Annotated in this window: 20 protein-coding genes; all 20 read left to right on the top strand. The window is 55.5% G+C overall.

Annotation, left to right across the window (positions count from 1 at the left end; all coding sequences use genetic code 11):
- Nucleotides 1–29: 29 nt before the first annotated feature.
- The gene (gene rpmH, locus IF654_RS22815) at nt 30–164 is read left to right on the top strand and encodes a 50S ribosomal protein L34 (RefSeq protein WP_003213577.1); all 135 of its coding nucleotides are present in this window, start codon (nt 30–32) and stop codon (nt 162–164) included.
- 16 nt (nt 165–180) lie between these two features.
- Nucleotides 181–582: a ribonuclease P protein component gene (gene rnpA, locus IF654_RS22810; protein ID WP_202969404.1), complete on the top strand. Its 402-nt coding sequence runs from the start codon at nt 181–183 to the stop codon at nt 580–582.
- On the top strand, nt 575–820 hold the full coding sequence (gene yidD, locus IF654_RS22805; protein ID WP_048402126.1) for a membrane protein insertion efficiency factor YidD: 246 nt from the start codon (nt 575–577) through the stop codon (nt 818–820). Before rnpA ends, yidD begins: the two co-directional genes overlap by 8 nt.
- Before the next feature lie 2 nt (nt 821–822).
- Nucleotides 823–2,508 (top strand): membrane protein insertase YidC, encoded by a 1,686-nt coding sequence (gene yidC / locus IF654_RS22800; RefSeq protein ID WP_047281794.1) that lies wholly within the window; start codon nt 823–825, stop codon nt 2,506–2,508.
- Between the two features lie 81 nt (nt 2,509–2,589).
- The gene (gene mnmE, locus IF654_RS22795; RefSeq protein ID WP_194862848.1) at nt 2,590–3,957 is read left to right on the top strand and encodes a tRNA uridine-5-carboxymethylaminomethyl(34) synthesis GTPase MnmE; all 1,368 of its coding nucleotides are present in this window, start codon (nt 2,590–2,592) and stop codon (nt 3,955–3,957) included.
- 205 nt (nt 3,958–4,162) lie between these two features.
- Complete coding sequence (locus IF654_RS22790) at nt 4,163–5,779, top strand: ABC-F family ATP-binding cassette domain-containing protein (RefSeq protein ID WP_194862849.1); 1,617 nt, start codon at nt 4,163–4,165, stop codon at nt 5,777–5,779.
- Nucleotides 5,780–6,269: 490 nt separating this feature from the next.
- On the top strand, nt 6,270–8,162 hold the full coding sequence (gene mnmG, locus IF654_RS22785) for a tRNA uridine-5-carboxymethylaminomethyl(34) synthesis enzyme MnmG (RefSeq protein WP_047279218.1): 1,893 nt from the start codon (nt 6,270–6,272) through the stop codon (nt 8,160–8,162).
- Entirely contained in the window at nt 8,159–8,803 is a 645-nt protein-coding gene (gene rsmG, locus IF654_RS22780; RefSeq protein ID WP_047279727.1) for a 16S rRNA (guanine(527)-N(7))-methyltransferase RsmG, read from the top strand. Before mnmG ends, rsmG begins: the two co-directional genes overlap by 4 nt.
- 18 nt (nt 8,804–8,821) lie before the next feature.
- Nucleotides 8,822–9,613, top strand: coding sequence for a ParA family protein (locus tag IF654_RS22775; RefSeq protein ID WP_047278999.1), 792 nt, complete (start codon nt 8,822–8,824; stop codon nt 9,611–9,613).
- Between the two features lie 9 nt (nt 9,614–9,622).
- Nucleotides 9,623–10,495 (top strand): ParB/RepB/Spo0J family partition protein, encoded by an 873-nt coding sequence (locus IF654_RS22770; RefSeq protein ID WP_194862850.1) that lies wholly within the window; start codon nt 9,623–9,625, stop codon nt 10,493–10,495.
- A gap of 147 nt (nt 10,496–10,642) precedes the next feature.
- The gene (locus IF654_RS22765; protein WP_003437994.1) at nt 10,643–11,050 is read left to right on the top strand and encodes a F0F1 ATP synthase subunit I; all 408 of its coding nucleotides are present in this window, start codon (nt 10,643–10,645) and stop codon (nt 11,048–11,050) included.
- Nucleotides 11,051–11,066: 16 nt separating this feature from the next.
- Nucleotides 11,067–11,936, top strand: a complete 870-nt coding sequence (gene atpB / locus IF654_RS22760) for a F0F1 ATP synthase subunit A (protein ID WP_194862851.1) — start codon at nt 11,067–11,069, stop codon at nt 11,934–11,936.
- 120 nt (nt 11,937–12,056) lie between these two features.
- A complete protein-coding gene (gene atpE, locus IF654_RS22755; RefSeq protein WP_002555987.1) occupies nt 12,057–12,314 on the top strand; it encodes a F0F1 ATP synthase subunit C in 258 nt (85 codons plus the stop codon).
- 57 nt (nt 12,315–12,371) lie between these two features.
- The gene (locus IF654_RS22750; protein ID WP_047279006.1) at nt 12,372–12,842 is read left to right on the top strand and encodes a F0F1 ATP synthase subunit B; all 471 of its coding nucleotides are present in this window, start codon (nt 12,372–12,374) and stop codon (nt 12,840–12,842) included.
- A 12-nt stretch (nt 12,843–12,854) separates the two neighbouring features.
- Nucleotides 12,855–13,391, top strand: a complete 537-nt coding sequence (locus tag IF654_RS22745; protein ID WP_047279008.1) for a F0F1 ATP synthase subunit delta — start codon at nt 12,855–12,857, stop codon at nt 13,389–13,391.
- 21 nt (nt 13,392–13,412) lie between these two features.
- Nucleotides 13,413–14,957: a F0F1 ATP synthase subunit alpha gene (gene atpA / locus IF654_RS22740; RefSeq protein WP_047279010.1), complete on the top strand. Its 1,545-nt coding sequence runs from the start codon at nt 13,413–13,415 to the stop codon at nt 14,955–14,957.
- 50 nt (nt 14,958–15,007) lie between these two features.
- Nucleotides 15,008–15,868, top strand: a complete 861-nt coding sequence (atpG, locus tag IF654_RS22735) for a F0F1 ATP synthase subunit gamma (protein ID WP_019409117.1) — start codon at nt 15,008–15,010, stop codon at nt 15,866–15,868.
- A 27-nt stretch (nt 15,869–15,895) separates the two neighbouring features.
- Nucleotides 15,896–17,272 carry a F0F1 ATP synthase subunit beta gene (gene atpD, locus IF654_RS22730; protein WP_047279012.1) on the top strand — a complete coding sequence of 459 codons (1,377 nt, stop codon included), beginning with the start codon at nt 15,896–15,898 and terminating at the stop codon, nt 17,270–17,272.
- Nucleotides 17,273–17,317: 45 nt separating this feature from the next.
- Nucleotides 17,318–17,743 carry a F0F1 ATP synthase subunit epsilon gene (locus IF654_RS22725; protein ID WP_047279015.1) on the top strand — a complete coding sequence of 142 codons (426 nt, stop codon included), beginning with the start codon at nt 17,318–17,320 and terminating at the stop codon, nt 17,741–17,743.
- A gap of 114 nt (nt 17,744–17,857) precedes the next feature.
- Nucleotides 17,858–19,225, top strand: coding sequence for a bifunctional UDP-N-acetylglucosamine diphosphorylase/glucosamine-1-phosphate N-acetyltransferase GlmU (gene glmU / locus IF654_RS22720; RefSeq protein WP_047279017.1), 1,368 nt, complete (start codon nt 17,858–17,860; stop codon nt 19,223–19,225).
- Nucleotides 19,226–19,325 lie beyond the last annotated feature (100 nt).

The following is a 19,325-nucleotide window of genomic DNA, read 5'->3' as shown; positions in this document are numbered from 1 at the left end:
CCCGTTGTGGACGAACCAGGTAGCACGACATGAAACGTACTTTCCAACCAAGCACTATCAAACGCGCCCGCACTCACGGTTTCCGTGCACGCATGGCTACTAAAAACGGCCGTGCCGTCCTGTCGCGTCGCCGCGCCAAAGGCCGTGCGCGTCTGGCAGTTTGATAATCAGACAATGGTGGTGAGTCAGGACTTCAGTCGGGAAAAGCGGTTACTCACTCCCCGGCATTTCAAGGCAGTCTTTGACTCCCCCACCGGCAAGGTACCGGGGAAAAATCTCCTGCTCCTTGCGCGCAGCAACGGTCTCGATCACCCCCGCTTGGGGTTAGTGATCGGTAAAAAGAGCGTAAAGCTCTCCGTTCAGCGCAATCGCCTTAAGCGTTTGATGCGTGAATCGTTTCGTCTCCACCAGGATTCACTGGTCGGTTGGGATATCGTTATCGTCGCGCGCAAAGGTTTGGGTGACGTAGAGAACCCCGAATTGATTCAGCATTTCGGCAAACTCTGGAAGCGCCTGGCGCGTAATTCGCCAGTTCCAGCGGTTAACTCCGAAACTGTAGGGGTAGGCAGTCCTGATGCGTAAACTGGCACTCGTTCCGATCCAGTTTTATCGTTATGCCATTAGTCCTTTGATGGCCAGCCACTGCCGTTTCTACCCCAGTTGTTCCTGCTACGCGTTGGAAGCCATCGAAAATCATGGCGTTCTTCGCGGCGGCTGGCTGACCTTTCGTCGTTTAGGTCGCTGTCACCCGTGGAATCCCGGTGGTTATGACCCGGTTCCACCTATCCCTACCTCCCGTTCTTCTTCGATGGCCGAGTAATCATGGATATTAAACGCACGATCCTGATCGTCGCCCTGGCAGTCGTGTCCTACGTTATGGTTCTCAAATGGAACCAGGACTATGGTCAGGCTGCTCTGCCGACTCAGAATGTTGCCGCCAGCAGTACCACCGCGCCGGCTTTGCCCGACACGGTTCCAGGTAACAACGCTTCCAACAGTGCTGATGTCCCTAGCGCCACGGCTGATACCAGCACGCCGACCGAAACACCGGTTGCTGCTAGCAAAGACTTGATCCACGTAAAGACTGACGTACTGGACATCGCAATTGATCCACAGGGCGGCGACATTGCCCAATTGCGTTTGCCACTGTACCCGCGCCGTCAGGACCACCCGGATGTTCCATTCCAGTTGTTCGATAACGGCAACGAGCGTACCTATCTGGCGCAAAGCGGCCTGACAGGCAAGGATGGCCCGGATGCACGTTCTACCGGTCGCCCGGTTTTCAGCACCGAGAAAAAAACCTATGAGCTGGCCCCAGGCCAGGATCAATTGGTTGTTGATCTCAAATTCAGCGAAAACGGCGTCAACTACATCAAACGTTTCACGCTCAAGCGTGGCCTTTACGATGTACAAGTCACTTATCTGATTGATAACGAGAGCGGCAAGCCGTGGAACGGTAACCTGTTCGCGCAATTGAAACGTGACGCCAGCTCCGATCCTTCGTCCAGCACTGCGACCGGTACTGCTACTTACCTGGGCGCTGCCCTGTGGACAAGTGCAGAACCGTACAAAAAAGTGTCGATGAAAGACATCGACAAGGGTCAGCTTAAAGAGACCGTTGAAGGTGGTTGGGTCGCCTGGCTGCAGCACTACTTTGTAACGGCGTGGATTCCTCAGAAAGGCGATAACAACGTCGTTCAGACCCGCAAAGACAACCAGGGCAACTACATCATCGGTTTCACTGGCCCGACGTTGACCGTTGAACCGGGTAAAACCGCTGAAACCAGCGCCACCCTGTATGCAGGTCCAAAGAGCCAGGGTGTACTCAAAGAGTTATCCCCAGGTCTGGAACTGACAGTCGACTACGGCATCCTGTGGTTCATTGCCCAGCCAATTTTCTGGCTGCTGCAACATATCCACAGCATCGTGGGTAACTGGGGTTGGTCGATCATCTTCCTGACCATGCTGATCAAAGGGATCTTCTTCCCGCTGTCGGCCGCCAGCTACAAGTCGATGGCTCGCATGCGCGCTGTGGCGCCAAAACTGGCCGCTCTGAAAGAGCAGTTCGGTGATGACCGTCAGAAAATGTCGCAAGCAATGATGGAGCTGTACAAGAAAGAGAAGATCAATCCACTGGGCGGCTGCTTGCCGATTCTGGTGCAGATGCCTGTCTTCCTGTCCTTGTACTGGGTACTTCTGGAAAGTGTTGAAATGCGCCAGGCGCCGTTCATGCTCTGGATTACCGACCTGTCGATCAAAGACCCGTTCTTCATTCTGCCGATCATCATGGGCGCAACCATGTTCATCCAGCAGCGTCTGAACCCGACACCTCCGGACCCGATGCAGGCCAAGGTGATGAAGTTGATGCCGATCATCTTCACCTTCTTCTTCCTGTGGTTCCCGGCTGGTCTGGTGCTGTACTGGGTTGTGAACAACTGCCTGTCCATCGCTCAACAGTGGTACATCACGCGTAAAGTTGAAGCGGCTACCAAAAAAGCCGCCGAGTAACTTACTCTGGTAAGCACCACTCAAAACGCCCCCTAGTGGGGCGTTTTGCTATCTGACACTTTTGTTTTCGAGGTCCGTTTTATGAGTGTTCCGGCTGAAACCATTGCCGCTGTGGCAACCGCCCAAGGGCGAGGTGGTGTGGGGATCGTGCGCATTTCCGGTCCACTCGCGAGCAAGGCTGCACAAGCGTTCAGTGCACGCGAGCTCAAACCGCGTTATGCCCATTACGGGCCGTTTTATGGTGAAAACCGCGAAGTGCTGGATGAAGGCATTGCCCTGTACTTCCCGGGGCCCAACTCATTCACAGGCGAAGACGTCCTGGAATTGCAGGGACATGGCGGGCCTGTCGTGCTCGATATGCTCCTGCAACGCTGCATGGAGCTGGGCTGTCGGCTGGCCCGTCCGGGGGAATTCAGCGAACGCGCTTTTTTGAATGACAAACTCGACTTGGCCCAGGCCGAAGCCATTGCCGACCTGATCGAGGCGAGTTCTGCACAGGCCGCGCGCAATGCACTGCGATCGTTGCAGGGCGCGTTTTCGCAGCGTGTGCATAACTTGACCGAGCAACTCATCAGTCTGCGGATCTACGTTGAGGCCGCGATTGATTTTCCGGAAGAAGAAATCGATTTTCTGGCCGATGGTCATGTCCTTGGCCTGCTGGACAAGGTTCGCGACGAGTTATCCACCGTTCAGCGCGAAGCCGGGCAGGGCGCCTTGCTGCGCGATGGGATGACGGTCGTGATTGCGGGGCGGCCAAACGCGGGCAAATCCAGCCTGCTCAATGCCCTCGCAGGGCGTGAGGCGGCCATCGTGACTGAAATTGCCGGCACGACACGCGATGTATTGCGTGAACATATCCACATTGATGGCATGCCGCTGCATGTGGTGGACACGGCGGGTTTGCGCGATACCGAAGATCACGTGGAGAAAATCGGTGTGCAACGTGCCCTCAAAGCCATTGGTGAAGCCGACCGCGTGTTGCTGGTCGTCGATGCGACGGCTCCGGAAGCCGATGATCCGTTTGCACTGTGGCCAGAGTTTTTGGAACAGCGTCCCGATCCGTCGAAGGTCACGCTGATTCGTAACAAAGCCGACCTGACGGGGGAAGCCATTGCACTGGAAGTCAGCGAAGATGGCCATGTCACCATCAGCCTGAGCGCACGTTCCACTGAAGGTCTGGATTTATTGCGTGAGCATCTGAAAGCCTGCATGGGGTACGAACAAACCTCGGAGAGCAGTTTCAGCGCCCGTCGGCGGCACCTTGAGGCCCTGGGGCATGCCAGTGCTGCGTTGGAGCATGGTCGGGCGCAACTGACCCTGGCCGGCGCCGGGGAACTGCTGGCTGAAGACTTGCGACAGGCCCAACACGCATTGGGAGAGATCACAGGCGCATTCAGTTCAGATGACCTGCTGGGCCGGATTTTCTCCAGTTTTTGCATCGGCAAGTGATGCGGATAGCGGCTGTGTCAGTCAACTCACGCAGCCGCCGTTGAACCGACTCAATAAAAGGCATCCTCATGCCTTTTCAACTGCTAGAGTTTTTGCATTCCTACAGAGGTATTAGTCCAATGCGCCATTGATGCCGCCGCGATGTTAGCGGCCAGTTCATGTTCCCCTCCTAGCAGGGGCCGTTCTGCGCATCTTTGGAGTGCATATGACTCACGCCACCTACGTGACGCTTGAAGGCGTTTCGTTACATCTGCCCGATGGCAGACCACTCTTCTCGCAACTTGACCTACAGCTGGACCAACCGCGCATGGCGCTGGTGGGGCGCAATGGCGTGGGGAAAAGTCTGTTGGCCCGCTTGATCGCCGGGGCCATCTTGCCCACAACCGGGCGCTGCTTGCGAGCAGGCTCTGTGTACTACCTGAGTCAGTACATGACTGAAGAACCTGGTTGCACAGTCGCGGATCTGTTGCGCGTCAAACCAGTGGTCCAAGCGCTGGAACGCATGGAGCAGGGCCATTACTCGCCGCTTGATCTCGACCTCATCGGTGATCAGTGGATGCTGCGTGAACACCTGCTGAATGCGTTAGCCAACGCTCGCTTGTCACACCTCACACTGAACACGCCAGTCGCCTCACTGAGTGGCGGCGAAGCGATGCGGGTCGCTCTACTAGGGGCGTTTGCGTCTAAAGCGGATCTGTTGATTCTTGATGAACCGACTAATCATCTGGATGCCTGTCACCGACAGCTGTTGAGCGAGCAGCTGGATAAATGGCCGAAAGCGGTGCTGGTCATCAGTCATGACCGCGTTTTACTGGAGTCCATGCAGTGCATTATCGAGTTATCGTCCCAGGGGCTGATTCGCTACAGCGGCGGCTATTCGAGTTATGCACAGGCCAAGGATTTACAACAAAAGCGTGCCCAGCAGAGGTTGGAGCGGGCCAAGGTTGAACAAAAACGTGAAGCACAGGCATTGCGTGCGCAACGAGAAAATCTCGAACGCAAACAGGCCCGGGGTCAGAAACAGGCCAGTGACTCCAACCAGGCAAACATCCTGTTGGGTCGACAGAAACAAAGAAGCCAGCTAACCCACGGCAAGGTGCTTAAGCAGCAAGACGCAACCCATCAAACGTTGGCCACGGAGGTGAAGGCAGCCGCGTTAGGGGTGGAAGAACCACACAGCATCTTTATTCAGCCTGCCAAAACACGTTCAAATGCTCCTGTGCGCAGTGCCGAATTGATCGAGGCGCGCTTGCCTTTTGCAGCGGCCGATGAAGATCCCCTCAACCTGATGTTGACTCGCGGGCAACGAATAGCCGTATCCGGGCCTAACGGTTGCGGCAAGTCGACCTTGTTGAAGGTGCTGGCGGGGCATTTGCCCTTGATTTCGGGGGTATGCACAAGGTTTGTACACACCGCTTACCTTGACCAGACTCTGTCATGCCTGTCGCCACGGCGTTCCAGCCTTGAGCAGCTGCAATCCCTTAACCCTGCCATCCACCAAGGGGAGTTGCGCACATGGCTGGCGCAGCTGGGTCTGGGCGCACACCAAATCCACCTTCCATGTGCGCAACTCAGTGGGGGGGAGCGTTTAAAAGCAGCCATGGCATGTGTGTTTTACAGGGCTCAGCCCGTATCGCTGTTATTGCTCGATGAACCCACCAACCATCTGGATCTGGCTTCCATCCAGGCGTTGGAAGTCATGCTCAAGCACTACACGGGCACCTTGGTGATCGCCTCACATGACCACCACTTTATCCGTGCGTCAGAGGTCACTCACACGCTGAAGCGCATCGCTAACGGCTGGCGAATCGCACAGTCTTGATAACCCCTTCATCACCAAACCCGACCTTGCATTCAAAAATCGTCTGACTCTGATGGGGACAGACGGTTTTCTGCTGCCTGAAAGACAGAAGAATGGCTATTTTCTGTGGATTAAGCCCTGTGTATAACTGGGCCACAGCTCGGTGGGTAAGTAGGGTTCAAAACTGAAGATAACCTCGCCTGTGGATAAGCCACTGTAATATCCACAGGCTTACGGCACTTATCCCATCCCCTCATGGGCACATGACCACAGACTTTTGATTCTCTGTACAGTACGTAAAATAAGGCCTTCAAAGATCTATCCACAGAAAAGTAGCTGCATAGAAATAAACATAAAAACAAAGCTTTAATAAATTTCTTCTTTATTTATTTTTCTATCTTGCCTTATCCACAGCTGGTTAAATTTTGTGCAAAGGGTTCTTTAAGAAGGGCGAAGTCCCTATACTTCGCGGTCTATCCAAAACTCCCTAGAAACAGGCACGAGGTGCGTGGTGAATTTCCCTTCCCGTTTTGCAGTGATCGTCATCGGCGGCGGTCACGCCGGAACCGAGGCTGCACTTGCTTCAGCGCGCATGGGCGTAAAAACCCTGTTGCTGACCCACAACGTGGAAACCCTCGGGCAAATGAGCTGCAATCCTGCAATCGGCGGGATCGGCAAAAGTCATCTGGTTAAAGAAATCGACGCCCTCGGCGGCGCGATGGCGACGGCTACCGATAAAGGCGGTATCCAGTTCCGCGTACTCAATGGCCGCAAAGGTCCTGCGGTGCGGGCAACACGTGCTCAGGCGGACCGCATCCTGTACAAGGCCGCAGTGCGTGAAATCCTCGAAAACCAGCCCAACCTGTGGATATTTCAACAGGCCGCTGATGATTTGATCGTTGAACAGGATCAGGTACGTGGCGTTGTGACCCAAATGGGTCTGCGTTTCATGGCCGATGCCGTGGTGTTGACCACTGGCACATTCCTGGGCGGACTTATCCACATCGGTATGCAGAACTATTCGGGCGGACGCGCGGGTGATCCGCCGTCTATCGCCTTGGCTCAACGCCTGCGTGAGTTGCCTTTGCGGGTGGGACGCTTGAAAACCGGCACGCCGCCGCGTATCGATGGCCGCTCTGTCGATTTTTCGGTCATGACCGAACAGCCTGGGGATACGCCGATTCCGGTGATGTCGTTCATGGGCAACAAGGAACAGCACCCGGCGCAGGTCAGTTGCTGGATTACCCATACCAACGCGCGGACTCACGAAATCATTGCCGCCAACCTTGATCGTTCACCGATGTATTCGGGGGTGATCGAAGGTATCGGGCCGCGTTATTGCCCCTCCATCGAAGACAAGATCCATCGCTTTGCCGACAAAGAAAGCCATCAGGTCTTCATCGAACCGGAAGGCTTGACCACCCACGAGCTGTACCCGAACGGGATTTCCACTTCCTTGCCGTTCGATGTGCAAATTCAGATCGTGCAATCGATTCGCGGTATGGAAAACGCCCACATCGTGCGTCCGGGTTATGCCATCGAGTACGACTATTTCGATCCGCGAGACCTGAAATACAGCCTTGAAACCAAAGTGATCGGCGGTTTGTTCTTCGCCGGTCAAATCAACGGTACTACCGGTTACGAAGAAGCCGGCGCCCAGGGTTTATTGGCGGGAACCAACGCCGCGTTGCTCGCACAAGGCAAAGAAAGCTGGTGCCCGCGTCGCGATGAAGCCTACATCGGCGTATTGGTCGATGACCTGATCACCTTGGGCACTCAGGAACCGTACCGGATGTTTACCTCCCGGGCGGAATACCGTTTGATCCTGCGTGAAGACAACGCCGACATGCGCTTGACTGAGAAAGGCCGTGAGTTAGGGCTGGTCGATGACGCTCGTTGGGCAGCTTTTTGCGACAAGCGCGAAAGCATTGAGCGCGAAGAACAGCGCTTGAAAAGCACTTGGGTTCGTCCAGGCACGGAACAAGGCGACGCCATTGCTGCCAAATTCGGTACGCCGCTTACCCACGAGTACAACTTGCTGAATTTGCTGACCCGTCCTGAAATCGACTACGCCGGTTTGGTTGAAGTGACTGGGCAGGGCGCTATTGACCCGCTGGTTGCTGAGCAAGTTGAAATCAAAACCAAATACGCGGGCTACATTGATCGCCAACAGGATGAAATAGCCCGGCTGCGGGCCAGTGAAAATACCAAATTGCCTGTGGATATCGATTACACGACCATCTCCGGTCTGTCGAAAGAGATCCAGAGCAAGCTGGGTGCCACACGCCCCGAAACACTGGGTCAGGCTTCGCGGATTCCCGGCGTCACTCCGGCTGCGATTTCCCTGTTGATGATTCACCTGAAAAAACGCGGCGCAGGCCGCACGTTGGAGCTAAACGCTTGAGTTCGCTGGTCACTGCACAACACGCCGAAGAGTTATCCACAGGTGCACGCCTGCTGGGCGTCAATCTGACTGAAACCCAGCATCAGCAACTGCTGGGTTATTTGGCCCTGTTGATCAAATGGAACAAGGCTTACAACCTCACGGCTGTGCGTAACCCTGACGAGATGGTGTCGCGCCATTTGCTCGACAGCCTGAGCGTGATGTCTTTCATCGAAAACGGCCGTTGGCTGGACGTCGGCAGCGGAGGCGGCATGCCCGGCATCCCTCTGGCGATTTTGTTCCCGGACTCCCAAGTCACGTGTCTGGACAGCAACGGCAAGAAAACCCGTTTTCTGACCCAAGTGAAACTTGAGCTACAACTGGGCAATCTTCAGGTTATCCACAGTCGGGTTGAAGAATATCAACCTGAGCTGCCGTTCAATGGAATTGTGTCCAGAGCTTTCAGCAGCATGGAGAACTTCACTCATTGGACTCGCCATCTGGGCGACAGCGAAACACGCTGGTTGGCCATGAAGGGCGTTCATCCTGCTGATGAGCTGGTAGCATTGCCCACTGATTTTCGTCTAGATAGCGAACACGCCTTGACCGTACCGGGTTGCCAAGGCCAACGCCATCTGCTGATACTGCGCCGCACGGCATGATTGGGAACGCACGCAAGAATGGCTAAGGTATTCGCAATAGCGAACCAAAAGGGTGGTGTGGGTAAGACCACCACCTGTATCAACCTCGCGGCATCGCTGGTCGCTACCAAGCGTCGGGTGTTGTTGATCGACCTTGATCCACAAGGCAACGCCACCATGGGTAGCGGTGTGGATAAGCATGGTCTTGAAAATTCGGTATACGACCTGTTGATCGGTGAGTGCGATTTGGCCCAGGCCATGCACTATTCCGAGCACGGTGGTTACCAGTTGCTGCCGGCCAACCGGGATCTCACGGCGGCGGAAGTCGTGCTGCTTGAGATGCAGATGAAAGAAAGCCGTCTGCGTACAGCGTTGGCACCGGTTCGAGAAAGTTACGATTACATCCTGATCGATTGCCCCCCGTCACTGTCGATGCTGACCTTGAACGCGCTGGTGGCTGCCGATGGCGTAATTATCCCCATGCAGTGCGAATACTTTGCGCTGGAAGGGTTGAGCGACCTTGTGGATAACATCAAGCGCATCGCAGAACTGCTGAACCCTAACCTGAAGGTCGAGGGCCTGCTGCGCACCATGTACGATCCGCGCCTGAGCCTCATGAACGATGTATCGGCCCAGCTCAAAGAGCATTTCGGCGGTCAGCTCTATGACACGGTGATCCCGCGCAACATTCGTTTGGCCGAGGCTCCGAGTTACGGAATGCCGGCGCTGGCGTATGACAAAAATTCCCGTGGCGCGATTGCTTACCTGGCCCTGGCGGGCGAGTTGGTTCGTCGTCAACGTCGTAGCTCCCGCCCTGTTCAGCCAACTTAAGGAAATCCCATGGCCGTCAAGAAACGAGGTCTAGGACGCGGACTGGATGCACTGCTCAGTGGTCCTACGGTCAGCTCGCTGGAAGAGCAAGCGGTCAAGGTTGATCAGAGTGAATTGCAGCATTTGCCACTGGACCTGATCCAGCGCGGTAAATATCAACCGCGCCGTGACATGGACCCGCAAGCCCTCGAAGAACTTGCCAACTCGATCAAATCCCAGGGCGTGATGCAGCCGATCGTGGTGCGCCCGATCGATGGCAACCACTTTGAAATCATCGCGGGCGAACGTCGCTGGCGTGCCAGCCAACAGGCGGGCAAAGAGACCATCCCGGCGATGGTGCGTGATGTACCGGACGAAACCGCCATCGCGATGGCATTGATCGAGAACATTCAGCGCGAAGATCTCAATCCGATCGAAGAAGCCATTGCCTTGCAGCGTTTGCAGCAAGAGTTTCAACTGACTCAACAGCAAGTGGCTGATGCGGTGGGTAAGTCCCGCGTGTCTGTGGCTAACTTGTTGCGTTTGATTTCCCTGCCTGAGGTGATTAAAACCATGCTGTCGCACGGTGACCTTGAAATGGGTCATGCCCGTGCGTTGCTCGGATTGCCGGAAATTCAGCAGGTTGAAGGGGCGCGACACGTTGTCGCACGCGGACTGACCGTACGTCAGACCGAAGCGCTGGTGCGTCAGTGGTTGAGCGGCAAACAGGAGCCTGCCGAACCGGTTAAACCTGATCCGGACATTGCGCGTCTGGAACAGCGACTGGCTGAACGCCTAGGCTCTGCGGTGCAGATCCGCCACGGAAAGAAGGGAAAGGGCCAATTAGTAATTGGTTACAATTCTCTGGATGAGCTCCAGGGTGTGCTTGCACACATCCGCTGAAACAATTCCTCGTGTAGCGCGCAGTCGGAAATCACTACCTGACAGTTGAATAGGGGATTAAGCGCCCCTATACTCTGCGCGCATTTTGTCGGCACAAATTATGCCAAGTTATTACTTTTGGCAGCCGACCTTTGAGGAGCAGATGTGATGGAAACACGCACGCCAAACCGCTTGCCGTTCCATCGCCTGGCGGTTTTTCCGGTTTTACTGGCTCAATTTGTCGTTTTATTGCTAGCTGCTCTGGGGCTCTGGCAATGGCATGGAGTCGTCGCCGGATATTCGGGACTCTGCGGAGGCCTGATTGCTTTGCTACCCAATGTGTATTTTGCTCACAGAGCTTTCCGGTTTTCCGGCGCTCGAGCAGCGCAAGCCATCGTGCGGTCGTTTTACGCCGGCGAGGCGGGCAAATTAATTTTGACGGCAGTGCTGTTCGCGCTGACGTTTGCAGGTGTGAAGCCATTGGCGCCGTTAGCAGTATTTGGCGTCTTCGTGCTGACCCAACTGGTCAGCTGGTTCGCTCCCCTGCTAATGAGAACAACACTTTCGAGACCTTAGGGCGTTTGAGGCAACCATGGCAGAAACAACCGCTTCGGGCTATATCCAGCACCACTTACAGAACCTGACCTTCGGGCAGCTACCTGATGGCGGCTGGGGCTTTGCTCACACCGTTGCAGAAGCTAAAGAAATGGGCTTTTGGGCATTCCACGTCGATACACTCGGCTGGTCGCTGCTTGTAGGCCTGATCTTTATCCTCGTTTTCCGCATGGCGGCCAAGAAGGCAACTTCCGGTCAACCAGGCGCACTGCAGAACTTCGTAGAAGTGCTGGTGGAATTCGTTGATGGCAGCGTCAAAGACAGTTTCCACGGCCGCAGCGCTGTAATTGCTCCGCTGGCGCTGACCATTTTCGTGTGGGTGTTCCTGATGAACGCCATCGACTTGATCCCGGTGGACTGGATTCCTCAGTTGGCCATCCTGATCACTGGCGATGAGCACTTCCCGTTCCGTGCCGTACCAACGACTGATCCGAACGCTACCCTGGGCATGGCCCTGTCGGTATTCGCGCTGATCATCTTCTACAGCATCAAGATCAAGGGCATCGGCGGCTTCATCGGCGAACTGACCCTGCACCCGTTTGGCAGCAAGAACATTTTTGTTCAGGCGCTGCTGATTCCGGTGAACTTCCTGCTCGAATTCGTGACGTTGATTGCCAAGCCAATCTCGCTGGCACTGCGTCTGTTCGGCAACATGTACGCTGGCGAGCTGGTGTTTATCCTGATCGCCGTAATGTTCGGCAGCGGCCTGCTTTGGCTTAGCGGTCTGGGCGTGGTGCTGCAATGGGCGTGGGCTGTATTCCACATCCTGATCATCACCTTGCAAGCGTTCATCTTCATGATGTTGACCATCGTTTACTTGTCGATGGCGCACGAAGAGAACCACTAAGGTCCGTTTCGGCGAGCCTGGTGCCCCTCTCGCTTCGGTGAGAGGGTGTCGCAAAATGATTTTGTTTTACCGCTTTAATCTAAAAACCTAAACCATACGACGTAAAAGTCGGGAGGAAAGATGGAAACTGTAGTTGGTCTAACCGCTATCGCTGTTGCACTGTTGATCGGCCTGGGCGCACTGGGTACTGCAATTGGTTTCGGCCTGTTGGGCGGCAAGTTCCTGGAAGGCGCTGCGCGTCAACCAGAAATGGTTCCAATGCTGCAAGTTAAAATGTTCATCGTTGCCGGTCTGCTCGACGCCGTAACCATGATCGGTGTTGGTATCGCACTGTTCTTCACCTTCGCTAATCCCTTCGTTGGTCAACTCGCTGGCTAATCACTCGAATTTTCGAGTTGATTAGAGTGATGGACAACGAACGAGCGAGGTGTTGGCGTGAACATTAATGCAACCCTGATTGGCCAGTCCGTTGCGTTCTTCATTTTTGTACTGTTTTGCATGAAGTTCGTGTGGCCTCCGGTCATCGCGGCATTGCAAGAACGTCAGAAGAAGATTGCGGCTGGACTGGACGCTGCTAACCGAGCAGCTCGCGACCTGGAGTTGGCCCAAGATAAAGCGGGTCAGCAACTGCGCGAAGCTAAGGCTCAAGCAGCTGAAATCATTGAGCAAGCCAAGAAACGCGGTACTCAGATCGTAGACGAAGCCCGTGAACAGGCTCGCGTTGAAGCTGACCGTGTGAAGGCTCAGGCTCAGGCCGAGATCGAACAGGAACTGAACAGCGTCAAAGACGCCCTGCGTACCCAATTGGGTGGCTTGGCTGTTGAAGGTGCTGAGAAGATCCTGGGTGCCACAATCGATCAAAACGCGCACGCGGAGCTGGTTAATAAACTGGCTGCTGAAATTTAAGCGAGGGCGATCATGGCAGAATTGACCACGTTGGCCCGACCTTACGCTAAGGCAGCCTTCGAGCACGCCCAGGCCCACCAGCAACTGGCCTCTTGGTCAGCCATGCTCGGCCTGGCTGCAGCAGTGTCGCAAGACGACACTATGCAGCGCGTGCTCAAGGCCCCGCGACTGACGAGCGCAGAAAAGGCCGCCACATTTATTGATGTGTGCGGCGACAAGTTCACTGTAGAAGCACAGAACTTCATCCATGTCGTTGCCGAAAACGACCGTCTCCCGCTGTTGCCGGAGATCGCCGCTCTGTTTGACCTGTACAAGGCCGAACAAGAGAAATCGGTAGACGTTGAAGTGACCAGTGCTTTTGCATTGAACCAAGAACAGCAAGACAAACTCGCCAAGGTTCTCAGTGCACGACTCGACCGGGAAGTGCGCCTGCAAGTTGCGGAGGATGCCAGCCTGATAGGTGGTGTCATCATCCGCGCCGGCGACCTGGTTATCGATGGCTCGGTTCGCGGGAAACTCGCAAACCTTGCCGAAGCATTGAAATCTTGAGTTTGAAGGGGCAGCAGAGCAATGCAGCAACTCAATCCTTCCGAAATAAGTGAAATTATCAAGGGCCGCATCGAAAAGCTCGATGTGACCTCTCAAGCCCGCAACGAAGGCACTGTCGTCAGCGTATCTGACGGCATTGTGCGGATTCACGGTCTGGCCGACGTAATGTACGGCGAAATGATCGAGTTTCCGGGCAGCGTCTTCGGCATGGCGCTTAACCTTGAGCAAGACTCTGTAGGTGCCGTAGTACTGGGCGCATACACGACTCTGGCTGAAGGCATGAGCGCCAAGTGCACCGGCCGCATTCTGGAAGTTCCGGTTGGTAAGGAACTGCTGGGTCGCGTTGTCGACGCACTGGGTAACCCAGTTGACGGCAAAGGTCCGCTGAACAACACCGAGACCGATGCGGTCGAGAAAGTTGCTCCAGGCGTGATCTGGCGTAAGTCGGTAGACCAGCCTGTACAGACTGGCTACAAGGCTGTCGATGCCATGATTCCTGTCGGCCGTGGCCAGCGTGAGCTGATCATCGGTGACCGTCAGATCGGTAAAACCGCTCTGGCGATCGACGCGATCATCAACCAGAAAGACAGCGGCATTTTCTGTGTATACGTAGCGATCGGTCAGAAGCAATCGACCATCGCCAACGTGGTTCGCAAGCTGGAAGAAAACGGCGCGCTGGCTAACACCATCGTCGTGGCTGCCAGTGCTTCCGAATCCGCAGCGCTGCAGTTCCTGGCACCGTACTCCGGTTGCACCATGGGCGAATACTTCCGCGACCGCGGTGAAGACGCGCTGATCGTTTATGACGATCTGTCCAAGCAAGCAGTGGCTTACCGCCAGATTTCCCTGCTGCTGCGCCGTCCACCAGGCCGTGAAGCTTACCCAGGCGACGTGTTCTATCTCCACTCCCGTCTGCTGGAGCGCGCATCCCGCGTTTCGGAAGAATACGTAGAGAAGTTCACCAACGGCGCAGTGACCGGCAAAACCGGTTCCCTGACCGCACTGCCGATCATCGAAACACAAGCTGGCGACGTTTCCGCGTTCGTTCCGACCAACGTGATTTCCATCACTGACGGTCAGATCTTCCTGGAATCGGCCATGTTCAACTCGGGCATCCGTCCTGCAGTGAACGCCGGTGTTTCGGTATCCCGTGTGGGTGGTGCCGCTCAGACCAAGATCATCAAGAAGCTGTCCGGTGGTATCCGTACCGCTCTGGCTCAGTACCGTGAACTGGCGGCATTCGCCCAGTTCGCTTCTGACCTGGACGAAGCGACCCGTAAGCAACTTGAGCATGGTCAGCGCGTTACCGAGCTGATGAAGCAGAAGCAATATGCACCAATGTCGATCGCTGACATGGCGCTGTCGCTGTATGCCGCTGAGCGTGGGTTCCTGACTGACGTCGAAATCACCAAGGTCGGCAGCTTTGAACAAGCGCTGATTGCTTACTTCAACCGCGATCACGCCGATTTGATGGCGAAGATCAACGTGAAGGGTGACTTCAATGACGACATCGACGCTGGCATGAAAGCCGGTATCGAGAAGTTCAAGGCCACCCAAACCTGGTAAGCCGCAGCGGGAGCCGCAAGGCTCCCGCTTGCTAACCTGATAGGTGTTACATGGCAGGCGCAAAAGAGATTCGCAGTAAGATTGCGAGCATCAAAAGCACGCAAAAAATTACCAGCGCCATGGAAAAAGTGGCGGTCAGCAAAATGCGCAAGGCACAAATGCGCATGGCTGCTAGCCGTCCTTATGCGGAGCGCATCCGCCAGGTTATTGGGCATTTGGCCAACGCCAACCCGGAATACCGCCACCCTTTCATGATCGACCGCCCTGTTAAGCGTGTTGGTTATGTTGTAGTGAGCAGTGACCGTGGTTTGTGCGGTGGTTTGAATACCAACCTGTTCAAGGCTTTGGTCAAGGACATGGCGGTAAACCGCGAAAACGGCGCCGAGATTGATCTGTGCGTGGTCGGCAGCAAGGGTGCGGCTTTTTTCCGTAACTTCGGCGGTAACGTCGTCGCTGCCATCAGCCATCTGGGTGAAGAACCGTCGATCAATGATTTGATCGGCAGCGTTAAGGTGATGCTGGATGCTTACCTGGAAGGCCGTATTGATCGCCTGTCCGTGGTGTCCAACAAGTTCATCAACACCATGACGCAACAGCCGACTGTGGAGCAATTGATTCCACTGGTGGCGACCCCGGATCAAGAACTCAAGCACCACTGGGACTACCTCTACGAACCAGACGCCAAAGAGCTGCTTGACGGCTTGATGGTGCGTTACGTGGAATCGCAGGTATACCAGGCGGTGGTCGAGAACAGTGCAGCTGAACAAGCTGCGCGGATGATCGCAATGAAGAACGCCACTGACAACGCCGGTGATTTGATCAGCGATTTGCAGCTGATCTACAACAAGGCGCGTCAGGCTGCGATCACCCAAGAGATCTCGGAAATCGTCGGCGGCGCTGCCGCGGTTTAACGGTTCAAATATTCAGAGGATCCAGCTATGAGTAGCGGACGTATCGTTCAAATCATCGGCGCCGTGATCGACGTGGAATTTCCACGCGAAAACGTACCGAGCATCTATAACGCGCTGAAAGTACAAGGCGCGGAAACAACTCTGGAAGTTCAGCAACAGCTGGGCGACGGCGTTGTTCGTACCATTGCGATGGGTTCCACCGAAGGCTTGAAGCGCGGTCTGGACGTCATCGACACTGGCGCAGCCATCTCCGTACCGGTCGGTAAAGCGACATTGGGCCGGATCATGGACGTACTGGGCAACCCGATCGACGAAGCTGGCCCGATTGACACCGAAGAGCGTTGGGGCATTCACCGTCCTGCACCGTCCTTCGCTGAACAAGCTGGCGGCAACGATCTGCTGGAAACAGGCATCAAGGTTATCGACCTGGTTTGCCCGTTTGCAAAAGGCGGTAAGGTGGGTCTGTTCGGTGGTGCCGGTGTAGGCAAAACCGTAAACATGATGGAACTGATCCGTAACATCGCCATGGAACACAGCGGTTACTCCGTGTTCGCTGGTGTGGGTGAGCGTACTCGTGAGGGTAACGACTTCTACCACGAGATGAAGGATTCCAGCGTACTGGACAAAGTGGCACTGGTTTACGGTCAGATGAACGAGCCGCCGGGTAACCGTCTGCGCGTAGCACTGACCGGCCTGACCATGGCCGAGAAGTTCCGTGACGAAGGTAACGACGTACTGTTGTTCGTTGACAACATCTACCGTTACACCCTGGCCGGTACTGAAGTATCCGCACTGCTGGGCCGTATGCCTTCCGCAGTAGGTTACCAGCCGACCCTGGCCGAAGAGATGGGTACTCTGCAAGAGCGTATCACTTCGACCAAAAGCGGTTCGATCACCTCCATCCAGGCGGTATACGTACCTGCGGATGACTTGACTGACCCGTCGCCTGCAACCACGTTTGCCCACTTGGACGCGACCGTTGTACTGTCCCGTGACATCGCCTCCCTGGGTATCTACCCGGCGGTTGATCCACTGGACTCCACTTCGCGCCAGCTGGATCCGAACGTCATCGGCCAGGAACACTACGACACCGCTCGTGGCGTTCAGTACGTATTGCAGCGTTACAAAGAACTGAAGGACATCATTGCGATCCTGGGTATGGACGAGCTGTCGGAAACCGACAAGCAGTTGGTATCCCGTGCTCGTAAGATCCAGCGTTTCTTGTCTCAGCCGTTCTTCGTGGCTGAAGTCTTCACTGGCGCTTCGGGTAAATACGTTTCCCTGAAAGACACCATTGCTGGCTTCAAAGGCATCCTCAACGGTGACTACGACCACCTGCCAGAACAAGCGTTCTACATGGTCGGCGGCATCGAAGAAGCGATCGAGAAAGCCAAGAAACTGTAATCCCGGCGCCCGGCAACGGGCGCTAATTTAGGTTGAGGCAATCAGATGGCTATGACAGTCCATTGCGATATCGTCAGCGCGGAAGGAGAAATCTTTTCCGGTCTGGTTGAGATGGTGATTGCGCACGGCAGCCTGGGGGATCTTGGTATCGCTCTGGGTCACGCTCCGCTGATCACTGAACTCAAGCCAGGTCCGATCCGCCTGATCAAACAGGGTGGGGAAGCCGAGGTGTTTTACATCTCCGGTGGTTACCTCGAGGTTCAGCCGAACATGGTCAAGGTGCTTGCCGACACCGTGCAACGTGCTGCCGACCTGGATGAAGCCTCCGCTCAGGAAGCCGTCAAGGCTGCCGAGAAGGCCCTGAACGAAAAAGGCGCAGACTTCGATTACGGAGCTGCGGCTGCACGACTGGCCGAGGCCGCAGCTCAGCTGCGCACCGTCCAGCAGATCCGCAAGAAGTTCGGCGGCTAAGCTGCCTGCTTCATTGTGTGATTGATTAAAAAGGGTAGCCTCGGCTACCCTTTTTCTTTTTCCGCGAAATACTTTTGGTCGCATCCGCTGACCACCCAGGATTGGTAGCCAGTCATGTCTCTCGATATCGTAATTCTCGCCGCAGGTCAGGGCACCCGCATGCGTTCGGCCTTGCCCAAGGTTCTGCACCCGGTGGCCGGCAACTCCATGCTGGGTCATGTTATCCACAGCGCCCGCCAACTGAAGCCAAACGGGATTCATGTCGTTATCGGTCATGGGGCGGACAAGGTCCGCGAGCGCCTCGCCGCGGACGATTTGAACTTTGTGCTGCAAGACCAGCAATTGGGCACCGGTCACGCAGTGGCCCAAGCGCTACCCTTTTTGACGGCAGAAAATGTCCTGATCTTGTACGGCGACGTACCGTTGATTGAAGTCGACACGTTGCAGCGGTTGCTCGAGCACGTTACGCCGCAACAGTTGGGCTTGCTCACCGTCAACCTGGATGATCCAACCGGGTACGGCCGCATCGTGCGTGACGCAGCCGGCAAGGTGAGTGCGATTGTTGAGCACAAGGATGCAACTGAAGCCGAGCGCACCATTACTGAAGGCAATACCGGCATCCTCGCCGTTCCGGCCAGCCGTCTGGGTGACTGGATGAGCCGGTTGTCCAATAACAACGCGCAAGGTGAGTATTACCTGACTGACGTGATTGCCATGGCCGTGAACGATGGCTTGATCGTCGCCACGGAACAACCGCACGACGCGATGGAAGTGCAGGGCGCCAATGATCGTAAGCAGCTGGCGGAGCTGGAACGTCATTATCAGCAACGTGAAGCGCGTCGTTTAATGGCGTTGGGGGTCACCCTGCGCGACCCGGCACGCTTCGATGTTCGAGGTGACGTAACCGTGGGACGTGATGTGCTCATCGACATCAACGTTATCCTCGAAGGTCGCGTGGTCATCGAAGACGATGTGGTCATTGGGCCCAATTGCGTGATCAAAGACAGCGTCTTGCGTAAAGGCGTCGTGGTCAAAGCCAACAGCCATCTCGATGGTGCGGTGATGGGCGAGGGCAGTGATGCCGGCCCCTTTGCGCGCCTGCGTCCAGGCAGCGTGCTCGATGCCCGGGCCCATGTGGGTAACTTCGTCGAATTGAAAAACGCCCATCTGGGTGAAGACGCCAAATGCGGCCATCTGACCTACCTTGGGGATGCCGAGGTTGGCGCACGCACCAACATTGGTGCTGGCACCATTACGTGCAATTACGATGGCGCCAACAAGTGGAAAACCGTGCTGGGCGCTGATGTCTTTATTGGTTCCAATAACTCACTGGTAGCGCCTGTGGATATCTTAGACGGAGCAACCACGGCCGCCGGTTCGACCATCAATCAAAACGTCCCGGCTGAACACCTTGCCGTTGGTCGGGCACGGCAGCGCAACATCGAAGGTTGGAAGCGCCCGGTTAAGCAGCCAAAGGCGTAAAGCAGTGTTATCCACACGCTAAATGCGAGCAATGTGGGTAAATTTCTATTTTTACAAATTGCTTAATAATCAATGAGTTATAAAAGCCCTTATCCTCTGG

Source organism: Pseudomonas lundensis, from assembly GCF_015377145.2.
In the GTDB taxonomy this organism is placed as follows: Bacteria; Pseudomonadota; Gammaproteobacteria; order Pseudomonadales; family Pseudomonadaceae; genus Aquipseudomonas; species Aquipseudomonas lundensis.
The sequence above is the reverse complement of the archived record's forward strand: the minus strand, read 5'-3'. Positions and strand labels throughout refer to the sequence as shown.

What these genes read in the sequence shown, in the direction of transcription:
- IF654_RS22790 (WP_194862849.1), top strand. Translation starts at nt 4,163, where the DNA reads ATGACTCACGCCACCTACGTGACGCTTGAAGGCGTTTCGTTACATCTG.
- rpmH (WP_003213577.1), top strand. Translation starts at nt 30, where the DNA reads ATGAAACGTACTTTCCAACCAAGCACTATCAAACGCGCCCGCACTCAC.
- atpE (WP_002555987.1), top strand. Translation starts at nt 12,057, where the DNA reads ATGGAAACTGTAGTTGGTCTAACCGCTATCGCTGTTGCACTGTTGATC.
- IF654_RS22725 (WP_047279015.1), top strand. Translation starts at nt 17,318, where the DNA reads ATGGCTATGACAGTCCATTGCGATATCGTCAGCGCGGAAGGAGAAATC.
- yidC (WP_047281794.1), top strand. Translation starts at nt 823, where the DNA reads ATGGATATTAAACGCACGATCCTGATCGTCGCCCTGGCAGTCGTGTCC.
- atpA (WP_047279010.1), top strand. Translation starts at nt 13,413, where the DNA reads ATGCAGCAACTCAATCCTTCCGAAATAAGTGAAATTATCAAGGGCCGC.
- IF654_RS22765 (WP_003437994.1), top strand. Translation starts at nt 10,643, where the DNA reads ATGGAAACACGCACGCCAAACCGCTTGCCGTTCCATCGCCTGGCGGTT.
- yidD (WP_048402126.1), top strand. Translation starts at nt 575, where the DNA reads ATGCGTAAACTGGCACTCGTTCCGATCCAGTTTTATCGTTATGCCATT.
- IF654_RS22770 (WP_194862850.1), top strand. Translation starts at nt 9,623, where the DNA reads ATGGCCGTCAAGAAACGAGGTCTAGGACGCGGACTGGATGCACTGCTC.
- IF654_RS22745 (WP_047279008.1), top strand. Translation starts at nt 12,855, where the DNA reads ATGGCAGAATTGACCACGTTGGCCCGACCTTACGCTAAGGCAGCCTTC.
- IF654_RS22775 (WP_047278999.1), top strand. Translation starts at nt 8,822, where the DNA reads ATGGCTAAGGTATTCGCAATAGCGAACCAAAAGGGTGGTGTGGGTAAG.
- atpD (WP_047279012.1), top strand. Translation starts at nt 15,896, where the DNA reads ATGAGTAGCGGACGTATCGTTCAAATCATCGGCGCCGTGATCGACGTG.
- glmU (WP_047279017.1), top strand. Translation starts at nt 17,858, where the DNA reads ATGTCTCTCGATATCGTAATTCTCGCCGCAGGTCAGGGCACCCGCATG.
- atpG (WP_019409117.1), top strand. Translation starts at nt 15,008, where the DNA reads ATGGCAGGCGCAAAAGAGATTCGCAGTAAGATTGCGAGCATCAAAAGC.
- mnmE (WP_194862848.1), top strand. Translation starts at nt 2,590, where the DNA reads ATGAGTGTTCCGGCTGAAACCATTGCCGCTGTGGCAACCGCCCAAGGG.
- atpB (WP_194862851.1), top strand. Translation starts at nt 11,067, where the DNA reads ATGGCAGAAACAACCGCTTCGGGCTATATCCAGCACCACTTACAGAAC.